The sequence below is a fragment of the Allobosea sp. FG18 genome (assembly GCF_057809495.1).
Genome location: NZ_JBMDKB010000031.1, coordinates 21,628 through 38,129 on the forward strand (window position 1 = coordinate 21,628; position 16,502 = coordinate 38,129).

At 67.9% G+C, this 16,502-nt stretch carries 16 protein-coding genes and 1 riboswitch; of the genes, 12 read left to right on the plus strand and 4 right to left on the minus strand.

The window, feature by feature from the left end; translation table 11 throughout:
• Window positions 1-5: 5 nt before the first annotated feature.
• From ACODTJ_RS25780 to ACODTJ_RS25790, 3 genes are read right to left on the minus strand one after another with little or no spacing between them, the layout of a single operon-like run.
• Window positions 6-1,520 (minus strand): tripartite tricarboxylate transporter permease, encoded by a 1,515-nt coding sequence (locus tag ACODTJ_RS25780; RefSeq protein WP_454658628.1) that lies wholly within the window; start codon window positions 1,518-1,520, stop codon window positions 6-8.
• Between the two features lies 1 nt (window position 1,521).
• Window positions 1,522-1,947: a tripartite tricarboxylate transporter TctB family protein gene (locus ACODTJ_RS25785; RefSeq protein ID WP_454658627.1), complete on the minus strand. Its 426-nt coding sequence runs from the start codon at window positions 1,945-1,947 to the stop codon at window positions 1,522-1,524.
• 42 nt (window positions 1,948-1,989) lie between these two features.
• Entirely contained in the window at window positions 1,990-2,961 is a 972-nt protein-coding gene (locus ACODTJ_RS25790; RefSeq protein ID WP_454658626.1) for a Bug family tripartite tricarboxylate transporter substrate binding protein, read from the minus strand.
• 211 nt (window positions 2,962-3,172) lie between these two features.
• Here ACODTJ_RS25790 and ACODTJ_RS25795 point away from each other — a divergent pair, with 211 nt between their 5' ends.
• The 5 genes from ACODTJ_RS25795 (at window position 3,173) to ACODTJ_RS25815 (ending at window position 8,704) form a co-directional block, all read left to right on the plus strand.
• Complete coding sequence (locus ACODTJ_RS25795; RefSeq protein WP_488850771.1) at window positions 3,173-4,624, plus strand: bifunctional 2-methylcitrate dehydratase/aconitate hydratase; 1,452 nt, start codon at window positions 3,173-3,175, stop codon at window positions 4,622-4,624.
• A 6-nt stretch (window positions 4,625-4,630) separates the two neighbouring features.
• Window positions 4,631-5,563: a methylisocitrate lyase gene (gene prpB, locus ACODTJ_RS25800; RefSeq protein WP_454658624.1), complete on the plus strand. Its 933-nt coding sequence runs from the start codon at window positions 4,631-4,633 to the stop codon at window positions 5,561-5,563.
• Window positions 5,564-5,668: 105 nt separating this feature from the next.
• A complete protein-coding gene (locus ACODTJ_RS25805; RefSeq protein ID WP_454658623.1) occupies window positions 5,669-6,619 on the plus strand; it encodes a Bug family tripartite tricarboxylate transporter substrate binding protein in 951 nt (316 codons plus the stop codon).
• 78 nt (window positions 6,620-6,697) lie between these two features.
• A complete protein-coding gene (locus ACODTJ_RS25810) occupies window positions 6,698-7,180 on the plus strand; it encodes a tripartite tricarboxylate transporter TctB family protein (RefSeq protein WP_454658622.1) in 483 nt (160 codons plus the stop codon).
• A gap of 3 nt (window positions 7,181-7,183) precedes the next feature.
• Window positions 7,184-8,704 carry a tripartite tricarboxylate transporter permease gene (locus ACODTJ_RS25815; RefSeq protein WP_488850774.1) on the plus strand — a complete coding sequence of 507 codons (1,521 nt, stop codon included), beginning with the start codon at window positions 7,184-7,186 and terminating at the stop codon, window positions 8,702-8,704.
• 6 nt (window positions 8,705-8,710) lie between these two features.
• Here the strand turns inward: ACODTJ_RS25815 and ACODTJ_RS25820 are convergent, their stop codons facing one another.
• Window positions 8,711-9,478 (minus strand): GntR family transcriptional regulator, encoded by a 768-nt coding sequence (locus tag ACODTJ_RS25820; RefSeq protein WP_454658620.1) that lies wholly within the window; start codon window positions 9,476-9,478, stop codon window positions 8,711-8,713.
• 66 nt (window positions 9,479-9,544) lie between these two features.
• Window positions 9,545-9,743, plus strand: a riboswitch (cobalamin riboswitch).
• 122 nt (window positions 9,744-9,865) lie between these two features.
• Here ACODTJ_RS25820 and ACODTJ_RS25825 point away from each other — a divergent pair.
• The 7 genes from ACODTJ_RS25825 to ACODTJ_RS25855 all read left to right on the plus strand — a co-directional run bounded on the left by ACODTJ_RS25825 (window position 9,866) and on the right by ACODTJ_RS25855 (window position 16,499).
• A complete protein-coding gene (locus tag ACODTJ_RS25825) occupies window positions 9,866-11,809 on the plus strand; it encodes a TonB-dependent receptor plug domain-containing protein (protein ID WP_454658619.1) in 1,944 nt (647 codons plus the stop codon).
• A complete protein-coding gene (locus tag ACODTJ_RS25830; RefSeq protein WP_454658618.1) occupies window positions 11,806-12,666 on the plus strand; it encodes an ABC transporter substrate-binding protein in 861 nt (286 codons plus the stop codon). Before ACODTJ_RS25825 ends, ACODTJ_RS25830 begins: the two co-directional genes overlap by 4 nt.
• Entirely contained in the window at window positions 12,663-13,676 is a 1,014-nt protein-coding gene (locus tag ACODTJ_RS25835; RefSeq protein WP_454658617.1) for a FecCD family ABC transporter permease, read from the plus strand. Before ACODTJ_RS25830 ends, ACODTJ_RS25835 begins: the two co-directional genes overlap by 4 nt.
• Window positions 13,676-14,464 (plus strand): ABC transporter ATP-binding protein, encoded by a 789-nt coding sequence (locus tag ACODTJ_RS25840; protein ID WP_454658616.1) that lies wholly within the window; start codon window positions 13,676-13,678, stop codon window positions 14,462-14,464. The genes ACODTJ_RS25835 and ACODTJ_RS25840 overlap by 1 nt, the downstream gene beginning before the upstream one ends.
• A 72-nt stretch (window positions 14,465-14,536) precedes the next feature.
• On the plus strand, window positions 14,537-15,175 hold the full coding sequence (locus tag ACODTJ_RS25845) for a lysophospholipid acyltransferase family protein (RefSeq protein ID WP_488850778.1): 639 nt from the start codon (window positions 14,537-14,539) through the stop codon (window positions 15,173-15,175).
• On the plus strand, window positions 15,172-16,122 hold the full coding sequence (locus tag ACODTJ_RS25850; protein WP_454658614.1) for a phosphatidate cytidylyltransferase: 951 nt from the start codon (window positions 15,172-15,174) through the stop codon (window positions 16,120-16,122). The genes ACODTJ_RS25845 and ACODTJ_RS25850 overlap by 4 nt, the downstream gene beginning before the upstream one ends.
• A complete protein-coding gene (locus ACODTJ_RS25855) occupies window positions 16,119-16,499 on the plus strand; it encodes a hypothetical protein (RefSeq protein WP_488850780.1) in 381 nt (126 codons plus the stop codon). Before ACODTJ_RS25850 ends, ACODTJ_RS25855 begins: the two co-directional genes overlap by 4 nt.
• The last annotated feature ends 3 nt before the right edge of the window (window positions 16,500-16,502 follow it).

A 16,502-nucleotide genomic window follows, 5' to 3' on the forward strand; every position in this document is an offset into this window, starting at 1 on the left:
GCCGCTCAGGCGCCCGGCTTTCCGGCTTCGGCCATCGCCGCTTGATGAAGCTTCGGCTTGCGGATCAGCGGGAGGCCGATCGCGACGATCGCCAGCAGCCAGAGCACGATGCTCGTCGGCGTCGAGAACAGGATCTCGTAGCCGCCATCCGACAGGGACAGCGCCCGGCGGAAATTGTCCTCCAGCAGCCGGGCGAGCACGAAGGCCAGCATCAGCGGAATCAGCGGAATGCCAACCTTGCGCAGGATATAGGCGAGGACGCCGATCCCGGTGGTGATCAGCAGTTCGAAGGCCGAGTTCGAGACGGCGTAGACCCCGGCATAGGACAGAGCGAGGATGCCGGGATAGAGGATCCAGGCCGGCACCAGCAGCAGCCGCGCGAACAGTCCGACCAGCGGCAGGTTCAAAACCAGCAGCATCAGATTGCCGATATACATCGAGGCGATCAGACCCCAGGCGACCTCCGGCCGCTGCGTGAACAGCAGCGGGCCGGGCGTGATCGAGTACATCATGAAGGCGCCGAGCATCACGGCGGTGGTGCCGGAGCCGGGAATGCCGAGCGCCAGCATCGGCACCATCGAGCCGGTCTGCGCCGCGTTGTCGGCGGTTTCCGGCGCGGCGAGGCCGCGCATGTCGCCCTTGCCGAAGGTGCCCTTGTCCGAGATGCGCTTCTCCGCGGTATAGGCCATGGCCGAGGCGACGGAGGCGCCGGTGCCCGGCAGCACGCCGAGGAAGAAGCCGAGCCCGGTCGCGCGCAGCATCGCGGGGATGCAGTAGACGATTTCCCGGAAGGTCAGGCGCGCGCCGTTGCCGGTGCGGGAGACCACGCCGCTGATCATGCCTTCCGCCAGGAAGAGGATCTCGGCGACGGCGAAGAGGCCGATCGTCAGGCTGGTGAAGTCGATGCCGCCCAGGAGTTCCAGCGAGCCGAAGGTGAAGCGCTCGACGCCGGTGCCGCCATCGATGCCGACCATGGCGAGCAGGAGCCCGAGCGCGACCGCGATCCAGGTCTTCACCGCCTTGCCCTCGCTCATCGTGCCGAGCAGCGCGAAGGACAGCACCATCAGCGCGACATAGTCGGCCGGGCCGAAGGAGAGCGCGAGCCGCGTCAGCGGCACGGCGAGGAAGGTCATCAGAATGACGGCGCTGGTTCCGCCGACGAAGCTGCCGATGCCGCTGATGGCGAGTGCCGCCGCGCCGCGCCCGGATTTGGCCAGCGGATAGCCATCGAGCGTCGTCATCACCAGCCCGGGATCCCCGGGGATATTGAGCAGGATCGAGGAGATGCGGCCGCCATAGCCGCTACCGTAATAGAGCCCGGCGAGCAGGATCAGTGCCGTCTCCGGCGGCAGCTTCAGCGCGAAGCAAAGCGGCAGCAGCAGCGCCACCGCATTGATCGGCCCGATGCCGGGCAGCGCGCCGATCGCGGTGCCGAGCGCCACGCCGGCAAAGGCGACAGTGAGATTGAGCGGGGTGAGCGCGACCTGGAAGCCGGTGAGGAGGGCGGCGAATGCGTCCATCTCAGATCCCCAGCGGTCCGCGCGGCAACGGCAGGTCGAGCATCTTGTCAAGCAGCACGAAGAACACGACCGCGGTGGCGACGGCCGATACGGCGGCCGGCAATGGCCGCGCATGGAAGGCCAGTGCGGCCACGAAGCAGAGCAGGGCCGTGGCCGCGATGAAGCCGATCGGCAGCAGGAGTAGCGGGTAGATCAGGCTGGCCACGAGCACGGCAAGCGCGCGCGGCCATGTCCCGAACTCCATCGTCACTGGTCCTGGGCGCAACATCAGGATGAACCCGCCCAGGATCAGCACGCCGCCGATGATCGTCGGGAACACGCGTGGCCCCACCGGATCGGCCGCGAACGGCACATGCAGGGTCTGCGCGTGCCAGATCGCGCCCGCGCCGATGAGCGCGCAGATCAACCCGACCAGGCGATCGATCATGATCTCCTCCCGTTCCGCTGCCTTGTCGAAGGGCTTTTGGCCTTACTTGGCGAGGCCGACCTCGGCGGCCAGCGCCCGGAAATCGGCGGTTCGCTTCTTGGCGAAGGCGTCGAACTCCGCGCCGACCATGCTGAATTCGAACAGGCCCTGCTCGCCGCGCGCCTTTTGCCAGCGCGGATCGGCGTTGAGCTTGGTCAGCACGCCCGTCCAGTAGGTATAGGACGCTTCGGGCGCCTTCGGCGGGGCGTAGAAGCCGCGCACGATCGGCCACTGCACGTCATAGCCCTGTTCCTTGGCCGTCGGCACCTGCGCGAAGGCGCCGGGCAGGCGCTTGTCCGAGAAGGTCGCGAGCAGGCGGATTTCGCCGGCCTCCAACTGGCCGCGCACCTCGGAGGCATCGCCGGGGAAGAGGTCGATATGGCCGCCGATCAGGGCGCCGATCGCCTCGCCGCCGCCTTCATAGGCGAGATAGCGCATCTTGCGCGGATCGACGCCGGCCGCCTTCAGGACGAGCGCCGGCTTCATCCAGTCCTGGCTGCCGACGGTGCCGCCGGCGCCGACCTTGACCGAGGTCGGGTCCTTCTTCAGGGCCTCGACGACCTCGGCGAGGGTCTTGAAGCGGCTGTCCTTGCGCACGGCGAGCACCCCGTAATCGGCGCCGATCGCGCCGAGCCAGCGCACGTCGGATTCGCTGAAGCGGCCGAACTTGCCCTGGGCGAGATTGACCCAGGAGCCGGTCGAGACCGCGACGATGACATTGGCGTCGGCGGCGCGCTGCGCCTGGATGTTGTTATAGGCGATGGCGCCGATGCCGCCCGGCATGTTGGTGGTGCGGATTGACGGGCCGACCAGTCCCGTCTCGTTCAGCATGCGGCTGGTCAGCCGGCAGGTCAGGTCGAAGCCGCCGCCGGGGGCGGCAGGTGCGATGCATTCCGGGTTCTGCGGCTGGAAGTCCTGTGCGTGGACGGTTGCCGAGAGCAGCAGCGCACAGCAGGTGGCGATCGTTGTCCTCATGGCGTTCCTCCGAAAGTCCTGTTGCTCCCACCTGTCGGTGGCGGGGGGGCGTCGCAGTCCGGGCTCATGACTGGCCCGGTTCGATTGTCGACAATTTTTAGATTAGCGAGCCAGAGGTGCTTGTCAAACGGGCGTGTCAATGTAATTTGTGTCGACAATAAATGCTGGCCAGGCTGAAAAGGCGAGCGATCGATGCGAGGAACGGCCCAAAATGGCGACATTCAACAACAATGAGCGTCCGGCTCCGGACGGTGTTCTCGTCGATATCGCCGACTACGTGCTGAACTATCGCGTCGAGAGCAGCCTCGCCTACGAGACCGCCCGCAACTGCCTGATCGACACGATGGGCTGCGGCATGGAGGCGCTGGAATACCCCGCCTGCACCAAGCTGCTCGGCCCCGTCGTCCCCGGCACGACCGTGCCGAACGGCGCCCGCGTGCCGGGCACGCCCTATCAGCTCGACCCGATCCAGGCCGCCTTCAATTTCGGCACGATGATCCGCTGGCTCGACTTCAACGATTGCTGGCTCGCCGCCGAATGGGGCCATCCGTCCGACAATCTCGGCGGCATCCTCGCGGTCGCCGACTGGCTGTCGCGCACCGCGGTCGCCGCCGGAAAGTCGCCATTGACGATGCGCGACGTCCTGACCGCGATGATCAAGGCGCACGAGATCCAGGGCTGCCTCGCGCTGGAGAACGCCTTCAACAAGGTCGGCATCGACCATGTCATCCTGGTCAAGGTCGCCTCGACCGCGGTCGTCGCCGGCATGCTCGGGCTCGACCGCGACGAGATCGTCAATGCGCTCTCGCTCGCCTTCGTCGACGGGCAGGCGCTGCGCACCTATCGCCACGCTCCCAATGCCGGCTCGCGGAAGAGCTGGGCGGCGGGTGATGCCACCAGCCGTGCCGTCCGGCTCGCGCTGATCGCCCGCACCGGCGAGATGGGCTATCCCACGGCGCTGTCAGCCAAGACCTGGGGCTTCTACGACGCCTCGTTCCGCGGCCAGAGCTTCAAGTTCCAGCGCCCCTACGGCTCCTATGTGATGGAGCACGTGCTGTTCAAGATTTCCTATCCGGCCGAGTTCCACTCGCAGACCGCGGTCGAGGCTGCGATGACCCTGCACGATCAGCTCAAGGCGATGGGCCGCAGCAGCGACGACATCGCTTCGATCAAAATCCGTACGCACGAGGCCTGCATCCGCATCATCGACAAGCGCGGACCGCTGCATAATCCGGCCGATCGCGACCATACGATCCAGTACATGGTCGCCGTGCCCTTCATCTTCGGCCGTCTCACCGCCGCCGATTACGAGGACGATGTCGCCGCCGATCCGCGCATCGATGCGCTGCGCGACAAGATCGAATGCGTCGAGGACCCGGCCTTCACCCGCGACTACCACGACCCCGAGAAGCGCTCGATCGCCAATGGCATGACGGTGACCCTGAAGGACGGCACAGTGCTGCCCGAGCTCGTGGTCGAATACCCGATCGGCCACAAGCGCCGCCGCGCCGACGGCATTCCGCTACTCGAAGCCAAGTTCCGCACCAACCTCGCCCGCCGCTTCGTCGAGAAGCGCCAGCGCGAGATTCTCGACGTTTCGCTCGATCAGGCGAAGCTCGAGGCGATGTCCGTCAACGACTACGTCGATCTCTACTGCAACTGAGTGCCCATGCCCTATCTCGTCGCCTCAGATCTTCCGTCAGAGCCGGCCGGCCAGCGCTTCCGCGCGCTGGTCGAGCGCGGCGGCATAGCCCAGCTTCCCGGTGCCCATAACGGCATGGCCGCGATTCAGGCCAGGATGGCCGGCTTCGAGGGCTTGTATCTGTCGGGCGCGGCGATGACGGCCTCGATGGGCATCCCCGATCTCGGCATGATCACCGTCGACGAGGTCGCCTTCTTCATCCGCCAGATCGCGCGGGCCTGCGGCCTGCCGCTCCTGGTCGATGGCGATACCGGCTATGGCGAGGCGCTTAACGTCATGCACATGGTGCGCGTCTTCGAGGAGGCCGGGGCCGGCGCCGTCCATATCGAGGACCAGCTCCTGCCGAAGAAATGCGGCCATCTCAACGACAAGAAGCTGGCCGACGCCCATGACATGGCCGCCAAGGTCGCCGCTGCCGCGAAGGCTCGCCGGCACCTCTACGTCATCGCCCGCACCGATGCCGCCGCAAGCGAGGGCATCGACGGCGCCGTCGCCCGCGCCAAGCTCTATTTGGAAGCCGGTGCCGACGCGATCTTCCCGGAGGCGCTGACCACGGCCGAGATGTTCCGCGAGTTTGCCCGCCGCATGCCCGGCGTGCCGCTGCTCGCCAACATGACCGAGTTCGGCCGCACGCCCTTCTTCACCGCCTCCGAGTTCGAGGCGATGGGCTATCGCATGGTGATCTGGCCGGTCTCGTCGCTCCGCGTCGCCAACAAGGCGCAGGAGAAGCTCTACGCCGCGCTTGCCCGCGACGGCGGCACGCATGCCATGGTCGACCAGATGCAGACGCGGGTCGAGCTCTACAAGACGATCGGGCTCGCCGATTACGAGGCGCTCGACGCCTCGATCGTCGCGACCATCGCGCCGGAAGGCATGCCCCAGCGCGAGCGCAGTGCATGAGGACAGCGGGGCGCCGGAACGACCTGGCGCCCGACCCGCGGATGATGCGGCAAGAAACGACCAGCTCGAAAAGGGCGGCGTAACGACAACGGGAGGAGATGAAAGATGCTGAAGCGTTTGACGATGGCCGGCGTCCTGGCCCTGGGGCTCGGCACCGGTGCGGCCTTGGCGGAGCCTGCCAAGGTGATGATCCCCGCCAATCCCGGCGGCGGCTGGGATGGGGCGGGTCGCCATACCATGGCGGCCTTCGCCCAGTCCAAGGTCTTCACGGACGGCGCGTCCTTCACCAACAAGGGCGGTGCCGCCGGCACGATCGGCCTCGCCGAATTCGTCCGCACCGCCAAGGGCGATGACAACGCCCTGCTGGTCACCGGCGTCATCATGGTCGGCGGCGTCATCACCAACCAGACGCCGGTCTCGCTCAAGGACACGACGCCGCTGCTGCGTCTGACCAACGAGTACAACGCCATCGCGGTACCCGCGAACTCACCGATCAAGACGCCCGCGGACTTCATCGCGGCGCTCAAGGCCGATCCCGGCGCGCTCTCCGTCGGCGGCGGCTCGGCCGGCGGTGCCGACCATGTCATGCTGGCGCTGCTCGCCAAGCATGCCGGCGCGCCTGTCGGCAAGATCAACTTCGTCGCCTTCTCCGGCGGCGAGATCCTCGCTGCGCTCGGCGGTGGCAAGATCAAGGCGGCGATCTCCGGCGCCTCGGAATTCCGTGCCTTCGCCGAATCCGGCCGCATCCGCATCATCGCGACCTCCGGCCCGACGCGGGTCGACGGGCTCAATGCCCCGACGCTGAAGGAAGCCGGCATCCCGGTCGAGGTCGGCAACTGGCGCGGCTTCGTCGGCGCGCCCGGCATGAGCGACGCCGCCAAGAAGACCTGGCTCGACCGCTTCGCCAAGCTCCACGCCACCAAGGAGTGGAAGGAGACGCTGAAGACGCAAGGGTGGGAGGACGCCTATCTGCCGGGCGACGCCTTCAACGCCTTCCTCAAGAGCGAGGAGACCAACTGGACGAGCGCGCTCAAGGAAGTCGGCATCCTGAAATAGCCTCCGTCGAAGCCGGGCGGCGCGCCTGAGCGCACCGCCCGCCATCCATCGCGAAGGGCGGCAAGGCAGATGTCATCGATGAAGAACGGTTCGGCTGCTGCGGGTGGACGGCCCTGGTGGCTCGGGCTCGCGATCCTGGTCATGGGGGCGCTCTGGCTCAACGGCGCACGCAGCATCGCCTCCACCACCAACTATGTCGGCGTCGGGCCGGCGGCGATGGTGCTCGCCGTCGGGCTCGGGCTCGTCCTGCTCGGCTTCCTGCTGATCCTTCAGGCGCTGAAGGGGCAGCTCGCACCCGCCGGTGATGACGAGGAGGAGGCGCCGTTCTCGCGCGCCGCCTTCCTGATGGCGCTGGCCGGTGTCGGCGTGCCCTTGCTGACGATCCGCTGGCTCGGCTTTCCGTTCAGCGCGATGCTGGCCTTCACGCTGGTGACCCATGCCTTCGGCTCGCGCCGTACCCTGCTCGATCTCGGCATCGGCGCGCTGATCGCCAGCCTCGCCTGGCTCGGCTTCTCCCGCCTCGGCATCAGCCTTGGCCCCTTCTTCCCGCTGCTGGGCTAAGCCATGGACATCCTGAACCAGTTGCTCGGCGGGTTCGCGGTTGCCTTGCAGCCGATGAACCTGTTCTGGGCCTTCATCGGCTGTGGCCTCGGCACGGCGGTCGGCGTCCTGCCCGGCATCGGCCCGGCCCTGACCATCGCCCTGCTCCTGCCGGTGACCGCACAGGTCAATCCGGCCTCGGCCTTCATCATGTTCGCCGGTATCCTCTACGGTGCGCTCTATGGCGGCTCGACCACCTCGATCCTGTTGAACACGCCGGGCGAGAGCGGCTCGGTGATGACGGCGCTCGAAGGCAACCGCATGGCCCGCCGCGGCCGCGGCGCCGCGGCACTTGCGACGGCTGCCGTCGGCTCCTTCGTTGCCGGCACCATCGGCACGCTGGCGTTGACCTTCCTCGCGCCCGCCATCGCCGAGCTCGCCTTCGTCTTCGGCCCGGAGGACTATTTCGCGCTGATGATGCTCTCCTTCACCGCGGTCGCCGTGGTGATGGGGCGCTCGATGGTGCGCGGCTTCGCCGCTCTGTTCTTCGGGCTGGCGCTCGGCACGATCGGCATCGATACCCAGACCGGCCAGACCCGCATGGTCTTCGGCACGCTCGAACTGCTCGACGGCATCTCGTTCACGGTCGTGCTGGTCTCGCTCTTCGCGATCGGCGAGACGCTCTATGTCGCAAGCCGGCACAGCGCGGCTCCGGCCGCCGTCAATCCGCTCTCCGGTGGAAGCTGGATGACGAAACAGGATTGGAAGCGCTCCTGGAAGCCCTGGCTGCGCGGCAGCGTCATCGGCTTCCCGATCGGGGCGCTGCCGGCCGGCGGAACGGAAATCCCGACCTTCCTCTCCTATGCGCTGGAGCGCCGCCTGACCAAGCATCCGGAGGAGTTCGGGCAGGGCGCGATCGAGGGCGTCGCCGGCCCCGAGGCGGCCAACAACGCGGCCGCCGCCGGCATCCTCGTGCCGTTGCTGACGCTCGGCCTGCCATCGACCGCGACGGCCGCCGTCCTGCTCGCCGCCTTCCAGAATTACGGGCTCCAGCCCGGCCCGCTGCTCTTCGCGACCAATCCCGATCTGCTCTGGGGCCTGATCGCCTCGCTCTATATCGGCAACGTCATCCTGCTGATCCTCAACCTGCCGCTGGTCGGCATCTGGGTCCGACTGCTGCTGATCCCGCGCCACTACATCTATGGCGGCATCGTCGTCTTCGCGATGGTCGGCGTCTGGGGGCTCTCGACCTCCTGGATGGACCTCGCCCTGATGTGCGGCCTCGGCCTCGTTGGCTATGTCGCGCGCGTCCATGATTTCCCGATCGCGCCGGCCCTGATCGGGCTGATCCTCGGCCCGCAAGCGGAAATCCAGCTCCGGCGCGCGCTCGCCGTCAGCCAGGGCGACTGGAGCGTGCTGGTCGGCACGCCGATCGCGGCGACGCTGCTCGGGATCGCGGCATTGGTCCTGATCGTACCGCCGCTGCTCGCCCATCGCCGCCGCCGCGCCGAGGCGGAAGGGCAGTCGGTCGCTGCTACCGGCTGAACCGGATCAGCGCTTCCCACCGTTCCGGCGCTTGCCCGGCTTGGCGCTTTCGCTCACGGCTAGCGCCGCCTGAAGCGCCATGCGGGCGGCGCGGATATGGCGGCGCATCAGGATCTCCGCGAGTTCTCCGTCGCGATGGCTGATCGCCTCGGTGATCCGCATATGCTCGCCCCAGGCCTCGCGGCCGCGCCCGGGAACGGTCGAATGCAGGCGCCGGCACAGGCGCAGGCGCGGGTAGAACTGCTCGCAGAGCAATTCGGCCAGAATCGGATTGCCGCTGCCCTTGGCGATCCGGCGGTGGAAATCGGCCTCGGGCTCGTCCTGGAGATAGGCGCCCATCGGGTTGCGCTCGATCTCGCCACGATGGCCCCGGACCAGTGCATCGAGCGCCGCGATCTCGGCCTCGCTCATGCTCTCGGCGGCGAGACGGGCAGCCATGCCCTCGGTCGCCTCGCGCACGTCGAGCAGGGCGAGGAACTCGGCCGCGCTCGGCTCGGCGACGCGCGCGCCCTGATTGGCGACATAGGTGACGAGCCCGCGCTCCTGCAGGCGCCGGATCGCCTCGCGAACCGGCGCGCGGCTGACGCCGAAGCGGCGCGCGATCGCCGGCTCGCTCAGCTTGGCGCCGGGCGCGATCTCCCCGGAGACGATGGCCGAGGAGAGGTCGTCGTAGAGTTTGACGGTAACGCCCACGCTCGCGGGGGGCAAAGTCTCGGCCAGCATCGAGCGGGTGCCTATCTGCTTCTGTTGCTGCGAGTATAGCGCAGTCGCCACGATTGCCGAGCCTGTTCATGGCTTCGATTTCGGTGCGGCAGCTGTTTGACGTCGCCACTTTTTCGCCCTACTCGTCGATCCGACGGTTCCCTCACGGGATCAAAAGGGAACGCGGTGCGGGTGGCCAACCACCCCATGCCGTGGCTGCCCCCGCAACTGTAAGCGGCGAGCCTTTCGCCATACGCCACTGGGGCCTCGGACCTGGGAAGGCGGTGAAGGGCAGCGACCCGCGAGCCAGGAGACCTGCCGTCAGCCGTGGTCACACGCGGACACGTTCGGCCGGGGTGCGCCGATCGCTGATTCGACCGTTCGCCGTCTTTCGTACGGCTGATGGGAGATCGCGTTCGCGGTGACGTGCCACTGACGTCAACGCCCGAGGTCTCCATCGTGAACGTCTTCCTCCCGGCCGCCGGACGCGGCCGCTTGCTGCTCTCCTCCTGCCTCGCGATCGCCGGCGCAACCGCTCCGGCCTTCGCCCAACCGGCTCCCGCGACGATCGCGCTCGACGAGATCGTCGTCAGCGCCACGGGAACGCCGACCCCCGCCCGCGAGATTGCGAGCTCGGTCACCGTCATCACCGCCCGGGATATCGAACAGCAGCAGCGCCGGACGTTGCCACAGGCGCTCGCCGCCGTGCCCGGCCTCAACATCGTGCAGACCGGCGGGCCGGGCGGCCTGACCTCGGTCTTCATGCGCGGCACCAATTCCAACCACGTCAAGGTGCTGATCGACGGCATCGAGGCCAACGATCCCTCGGCACCGAACCGCTCCTTCGATTTCGGCTCAATGCTGATCGAGGATATCGAGCGCATCGAGGTGCTGCGCGGCCCGCAGAGCGGCCTCTACGGCGCCAACGCGCTGGGCGGCGTCATTTCGGTGACCACGAAGCGCGGCGAGGGGCCGCCGAAGATGACCGCGCGCGTCGAAGGCGGATCGCACGGCACGTTCAACCAGTCCCTCGGCTTCAGCGGCGGCGACGATCGCTTCAACTACGCCTTCAACGCCGCGCATTTCCGCGCCGACGGGACCGAGGTGACGCCGCCGAACCTCGTGCCGCCCGGCCGCCGGATCAACCCGAACATCTTCGATAATTACAGCTATTCCGGCCGCCTCGGCTTCGCGCTCACCGACACGCTGACGCTGAACTGGGTCGGCCGCTACCAAGACGGCCAGCTGCGCAATACCGGCGACACCGGCTTCCCGAGCAAGCCCTCGCCCTATCGCTCCCAGCAGAACTATGCGCAGGCCTTCACCCGCGGCGAAGTGGTCTGGGACCCGCTCAGTGGGCGCTTCGTCAACACCTTCGGCGTCTCCTACTCGCGGCAGGACAGGGGAACGCGGACGGCTTCCGCGACGACCGGCCTGCTCGGCCTGCCCAATCAGAGCCTTGGCGAGCGCACCAAGCTCGACTGGCGCGGCAATCTCGAGATCACCAAGGGCCACAACCTGATCACGGGCCTGCAATATGAGCGCGAGCGGCTGGATACGGCGAGCCTGATCGCCTCGAACGGCAACAAGGCGGCCTATCTCGAATACCAGGGCAATATCGAGGATCGCTATTTCATGGCGGCCAACATCCGCCACGACCATGACGACAGCTATGGCGGGCACACGACCTACCGCATCACGCCGGCCGTCCTCATCCCAGGTACGGAGACCAAGCTGAAGGCGAGCTACGGCACCGGCTTCAAGGCGCCGACGCTAAGCGAGCTCTTCATCGACTATCGTCCCGGCTACAATTTCTTCGGCAACCCGAACCTGAAGCCGGAGGAAAGCCGAGGCTGGGATGTCGGCTTCGAGCAGCCGCTCTTCGACAAGCGCCTGCAACTCGGCGCGACCTGGTTCCAGAACGATATCGAGAACCTGATCGTCACCAACACCAGGCGCGATTCCTACGCCAATATCGGCAAGGCGAAGACGAAGGGCGTCGAGGCCTTCGCCACGCTGGAAATCTCGCCGCAGTTCCGCATCCGCGCCGACTACACCTTCACCCTCGCCAAGGACGAGATCGCGCGGCAGGAACTGCTGCGCCGGCCGCGCCACAAGGCGAGCGCGACCGCGACCTGGACGCCGACGAACAAGCTCAGCCTCTCGGCGACGCTGATCCATATCGGCTCCTGGGTCGACGGCAATCGCGACTTCTCGGTGCCCCGCATGCGGGCGAAGGGTGCGACGCTGGTCAACCTCGCCGCCGAGTACAATGCGACCGACAAGGTGACGGTGTTCGGGCGGGTCGATAACCTCTTCGACAAGCGCTGGGAGAATCCGGTCGGCTTCCTCGTGCCGGGCCTCGGTGTCTTCGGCGGTATCAAGGTGGCCATCGACGGATGAACCTGCCCCTCGTCCTGCGCCGTCTGCGCGGCGCCTGCCTCCTATCCATCGCGCTTGCGGGCGCGATGGCATCGGTCTCGCTTGCTGCGGACCGGCCGGCGCGCATCGTCTCGCTCAACATGTGCACGGACGAACTCGTCCTGCGCCTGGCCGATCCCGCACGCATCGCTTCGGTGACGTGGCTGTCGCAGGACCCGCGCAACGCCAACATGGCCGAGGCCGCGCGCCGGGTCCCCGCCAATCACGGCCTTGCCGAGGAGGTGCTGGGCTTCAAGCCCGATCTCGTCGTCGCCGGTGCCTATACGACGCGCGCCACCGTTTCCCTGCTCGGGCGCGTCGGCGTTACGGTCAGGGAGTTCGGCGTTCCCCGCAATCTCGCGGAGATGAAGGCGCAGATCACGGAGATGGCCGACCTGCTCGGCGAGCCCACGCGCGGACAGGCCTTGCTTGAGGAGGTCGAGCAGCGCCTGCAGGCTCTGGCCGCCCGCCGCGTCGAGCGGCCGTTGCGGGCGGTCGTGCTCCGTCCCAGCGGCTTCACGGTTGGCCGGGGTTCGCTCGTCGACGAGATTCTGACACGCGCCGGCCTCGTCAACATCGCGGCCGAGCTCGGCGTCGAGAGCTATGGCCAGATCGCGCTCGAAACCGTGGCGCTCGGCCGCGCCGAGGTGCTGATCCTGAACGAGACGCCGGACGGCCCGCCGTCCCTGGCTCATGAGATCCTGCACCATCCCGTCATCGACCGGCTCGGCGCCCGGCTGAAGCGTGTCGCGCTGCCGTCGCGGCTCTGGACCTGCGCCGGCCCGAGCGTGCTCGACGCGATCGAAATGCTGGTGCGTGCCGTGGAGGAGAAGTCATGAGGTCGGAGGCTTCACGCGGCGTCAGGCCGGCGGTGCTGTTGAGCCTGCTCGCTCTCGCCACCTTGGCCGCGACCGTGATGTCCATGGCCGTCGGCTACGCGCCCCTGGCGCTCGGCCAGGCGGTGACGGACCTCCTCGCAGGGGAGAAAAGCCTGCCGGCGCTGGTGCTCTACGAACTGCGCCTGCCGCGCGCCCTGCTCGGCGCCCTCGTCGGCTTCAGCCTTGGCATGGCCGGCGCGGCGATGCAGGGGTTGTTGCGCAATCCACTCGCCGAGCCCGGCGTGATCGGCATTTCCAGCGCCGCGGCCTTCGGCGCCGTCCTCGCCTTCTATAGCGGGCTCTCTGCCAGCCTTGCCCTTGCCCTGCCGCTCGGCGGTATCGCCGGCGCGCTGCTGGCGACCGTGATCCTCTTCGTCCTGCTCGGCCGCGGCGCGAGCACGACCACGCTGATCCTTGCGGGCGTGGCGCTGAACAGCTTTGCCGGAGCTGCGACCGCGCTCGCGCTCAATCTCGCGCCCAATCCCTATGCGGCGCTGGAGATCGTCTTCTGGTTGATGGGCTCGCTGGCGGATCGGAGCATGAACCATGTCGCGCTCGCCTTGCCCCTGATGCTGCTCGGCTGGGTCCTGCTCGCCTCGGCGGCGCCGGCGCTCGATGCGCTCAGCCTCGGCGAGGACACGGCCGCGAGCCTCGGTTTCGACCTCGCCTGGCTACGGGCGCGGTTGGTCGGCGGCGCGGCGCTGGCCGTCGGCAGCGCGGTCGCCGTCACCGGCGCGATCGGCTTCGTCGGTCTGGTCGTGCCGCATCTGCTGCGCCCACTGGTCGGTCATCGGCCGGGCCGGTTGCTGATCGCCTCCGGCTTCGGCGGCGCCATTCTCGTCCTTGCGGCCGATATCGGCGTGCGGCTCATGCCCGTCAGGCCGGAACTCAAGCTCGGCGTGGTCACCGCGCTGATCGGCGCGCCCTTCCTCTTCGCGCTGGTGCAGCGCCTGCGCCGGGAGGCCATGTGATGGCAATCACGGCGTCCGGCCTCACGGTTTCGCTCGGCGGCAGGCCGATCCTGCAAGGGGTCGATGCGCAGGTCCGGCCTGGCGAGGTTCTCGGCCTGATCGGCCCCAACGGCGCCGGCAAGACGACCTTGCTGCGCGTGCTGGCGGCGCTGCTCGCGACTGACCGTGGCGGCGTCGATTACGACGACTCTACGGCACGGGAGCTCGGTCGAGCCACGCTCGCGCGCCGCGTCGCCTTTCTCGCTCAGGGCGGCGAGGCGCCGGCGGCGCTCTCCGTCGAGGCGCTGGTCGGGCTCGGTCGCTTGCCGCATCGCCGCCCCTTCGCCGAGGCCGGCGAAGCTGACCGCCAGGCGGTCGCACGGGCGCTGGCGCTTTGCGACGTCGCCGACTTCGCCGGCCGCGCGGTCGGCACGCTCTCGGGCGGCGAGCGCCGTCGCGTCCTGCTGGCGCGGGCATTGGCGGTGGAGGCGCCCTATCTCCTGGCGGATGAGCCGCTGGCCGGCCTCGACCCTCAGCACCAGCTCGACAGCTTGCAACTGCTGCGCCGGATCAGCCGCGACGGCACCGGGGTCGTCGTCGTGCTGCACGACCTGACGCTCGCCGCCCGCTTCTGCGACCGGCTCCTGCTGCTCGATCGCGGCCGGCGGGTTGCCGACGGGCCTGCCGCGGATGTCCTTGACGACGTCAGGCTCGCGCAGGTCTTCGGTGTCCACGCCCTGCGCGGCTCCCATGCCGGCGAACCCTTCCTCCTGCCCTGGCGCAGGCTCGACAATGAAGATGCGCCCTGAGCGGCGCCGATATCGACAGGGCTCGAAACAGGCGCTACCTCGTCTAGACGGCTAACGGGGGTGGATCGGGGAATGCGTGAGGCAGGGGCAAGTCTAGCTGGCGCGCTCATTCTCTTCTTCGCCCGCTTCATCACGGCCGTCCGTGGCCGCTGGGCCGGCATCGAGCCCACGGACGAGCAGCGCATCTACTTCGCCAACCATGCCAGCCATGGCGATTTCGTCCTGATCTGGACCGTGCTGCCGCGGCGCCTGCGCTTCATGACCCGTCCCGTCGCGGGGAGCGATTACTGGCTGAAAGGCGCCTTGCGCCGCTTCATCGGCCGCGACGTCTTCAATGCCGTCCTGATCGACCGCGATCGCGAGAGCCGCACCAGTGATCCAATCGTGCAGATGACCGAGGCGCTCGATGCCGGCTCATCGCTGATCGTCTTCCCGGAAGGCACGCGCAACACCACGGAGGCGCGCCTGCTGCCGTTCAAGAGCGGCCTGTTCCATCTGGCGCAGGCGCGGCCGAACGTGGCGCTGGTGCCGGCCTGGATCGACAATCTCAACCGCGTCATGCCGAAGGGCGAGTTCGTGCCGATCCCGCTGATCTGCACCGTGACCTTCGGCGCGCCGCTTCGCCTCGATGAGGGCGAGGCCAAGCCCGATTTCCTGGCGCGGGCCGAAGCCGCGCTGCTCGCCCTGTCCCCGAAGGCGAACGCGTCATGACGATGCCGCATCCCGATCTGGTCGCCGTGCTCGCCGGCATTCTCGGCGTCCTCATCCTCGCCTCCACCATCGGCTTCGTGCTGCAGCGCAAGCTCTCGCCAGACGGTTCCAATGCCGTGGTCGAGAATCTCAACGACCGCATCCGGGCCTGGTGGGTCATGGTCGTGCTGATGGGGCTCGCGCTCATCGGCGGCAAGACCGGTGTGACCCTGCTCTTCGGCTTCTGTTCCTTCGCGGCGCTGCGCGAGTTCATCACGCTGACCGATACGCGCCGCGCCGATCACTGGGCGCTGGCTACGGCTTTCTTCGTCGTGCTGCCGGTGCAGTACTACCTGATCTGGATCGAGTGGTACGGGCTCTACTCGATCTTCATTCCCGTCTACGCCTTCCTGTTGATGCCGATCATCGCCGCGGCGCGCGGCGACACCGATCATTTCCTGATCCGCATCGCCGAGGTGCAGTGGGCGCTGATGATCTGCGTCTTCGCCACCTCGCATGTGCCGGCGCTGCTCAGCCTCGATATCGCCGGCTACGAGGGCCGCAATGTCCTGCTGATCGCCTTCCTCGTCATCGTCGTGCAGATCAGCGACGTCCTGCAATATGTCTGGGGCAAGCTTCTCGGCCGCACCAAGATCGCGCCGAAGCTCTCGCCCTCGAAGACGGTCGAAGGCTTCGTCGGCGGTGCGCTCAGCGCCACCGCCGTCGGCGCCGGCCTGTCCTGGATGACGCCGTTCACGCCGCTTCAGGCGGCTTTCCTTGCGCTGGTCATCGTCCTCATGGGTTTCTTCGGCGGGCTGGTTATGTCGGCGATCAAGCGCGATCGCGGCGTCAAGGACTGGGGCCACCTGATCGCCGGCCATGGCGGCTTCATCGACCGGCTCGACTCCGTCGTCTTCTCCGCCCCGATCTTCTTCCATCTCGTCCGCTACGGCTGGTCGGCCGTATGATTGCGCGCCTGATGCGGAGCGGCATCGTCCATGTCGGCTTCGCCTTCCTGGCGATGGGCAGCTGGGCAGCCTTCGCCAACCGCGCCCATCCGATGCCGGCGCCGCTTTACGCTGGCCTGCTACAGGGCGCGATCTCGGCCACGATCACGCTGGTCCTGCAACGTGCGATCGAGTTTCTCGCCGACCGCTTTTCTGGCCTTGCCGCCTTGCTGGCGCCACCGGTGATCGCCGGCCTCGTCTCCGCGAGCCTGCTGACGATCCTCCATACGATCGGCGGCACGCCCGAGATACTGAAGACCATCGCCGTGCCGCTCACCGTCGCGACGAGCTATGCCGCGCTCTACAATTATTCGCTCTGGCGCATCCGGAAGGCCTGAATC

Coding starts and splice junctions, on each gene's coding strand:
- ACODTJ_RS25780 (WP_454658628.1), bottom strand. CDS start 1,520: ATGGACGCATTCGCCGCCCTCCTCACCGGCTTCCAGGTCGCGCTCACC.
- ACODTJ_RS25785 (WP_454658627.1), bottom strand. CDS start 1,947: ATGATCGATCGCCTGGTCGGGTTGATCTGCGCGCTCATCGGCGCGGGC.
- ACODTJ_RS25790 (WP_454658626.1), bottom strand. CDS start 2,961: ATGAGGACAACGATCGCCACCTGCTGTGCGCTGCTGCTCTCGGCAACC.
- ACODTJ_RS25795 (WP_488850771.1), top strand. CDS start 3,173: ATGGCGACATTCAACAACAATGAGCGTCCGGCTCCGGACGGTGTTCTC.
- prpB (WP_454658624.1), top strand. CDS start 4,631: ATGCCCTATCTCGTCGCCTCAGATCTTCCGTCAGAGCCGGCCGGCCAG.
- ACODTJ_RS25805 (WP_454658623.1), top strand. CDS start 5,669: ATGCTGAAGCGTTTGACGATGGCCGGCGTCCTGGCCCTGGGGCTCGGC.
- ACODTJ_RS25810 (WP_454658622.1), top strand. CDS start 6,698: ATGAAGAACGGTTCGGCTGCTGCGGGTGGACGGCCCTGGTGGCTCGGG.
- ACODTJ_RS25815 (WP_488850774.1), top strand. CDS start 7,184: ATGGACATCCTGAACCAGTTGCTCGGCGGGTTCGCGGTTGCCTTGCAG.
- ACODTJ_RS25830 (WP_454658618.1), top strand. CDS start 11,806: ATGAACCTGCCCCTCGTCCTGCGCCGTCTGCGCGGCGCCTGCCTCCTA.
- ACODTJ_RS25835 (WP_454658617.1), top strand. CDS start 12,663: ATGAGGTCGGAGGCTTCACGCGGCGTCAGGCCGGCGGTGCTGTTGAGC.
- ACODTJ_RS25840 (WP_454658616.1), top strand. CDS start 13,676: ATGGCAATCACGGCGTCCGGCCTCACGGTTTCGCTCGGCGGCAGGCCG.
- ACODTJ_RS25845 (WP_488850778.1), top strand. CDS start 14,537: ATGCGTGAGGCAGGGGCAAGTCTAGCTGGCGCGCTCATTCTCTTCTTC.
- ACODTJ_RS25850 (WP_454658614.1), top strand. CDS start 15,172: ATGACGATGCCGCATCCCGATCTGGTCGCCGTGCTCGCCGGCATTCTC.
- ACODTJ_RS25855 (WP_488850780.1), top strand. CDS start 16,119: ATGATTGCGCGCCTGATGCGGAGCGGCATCGTCCATGTCGGCTTCGCC.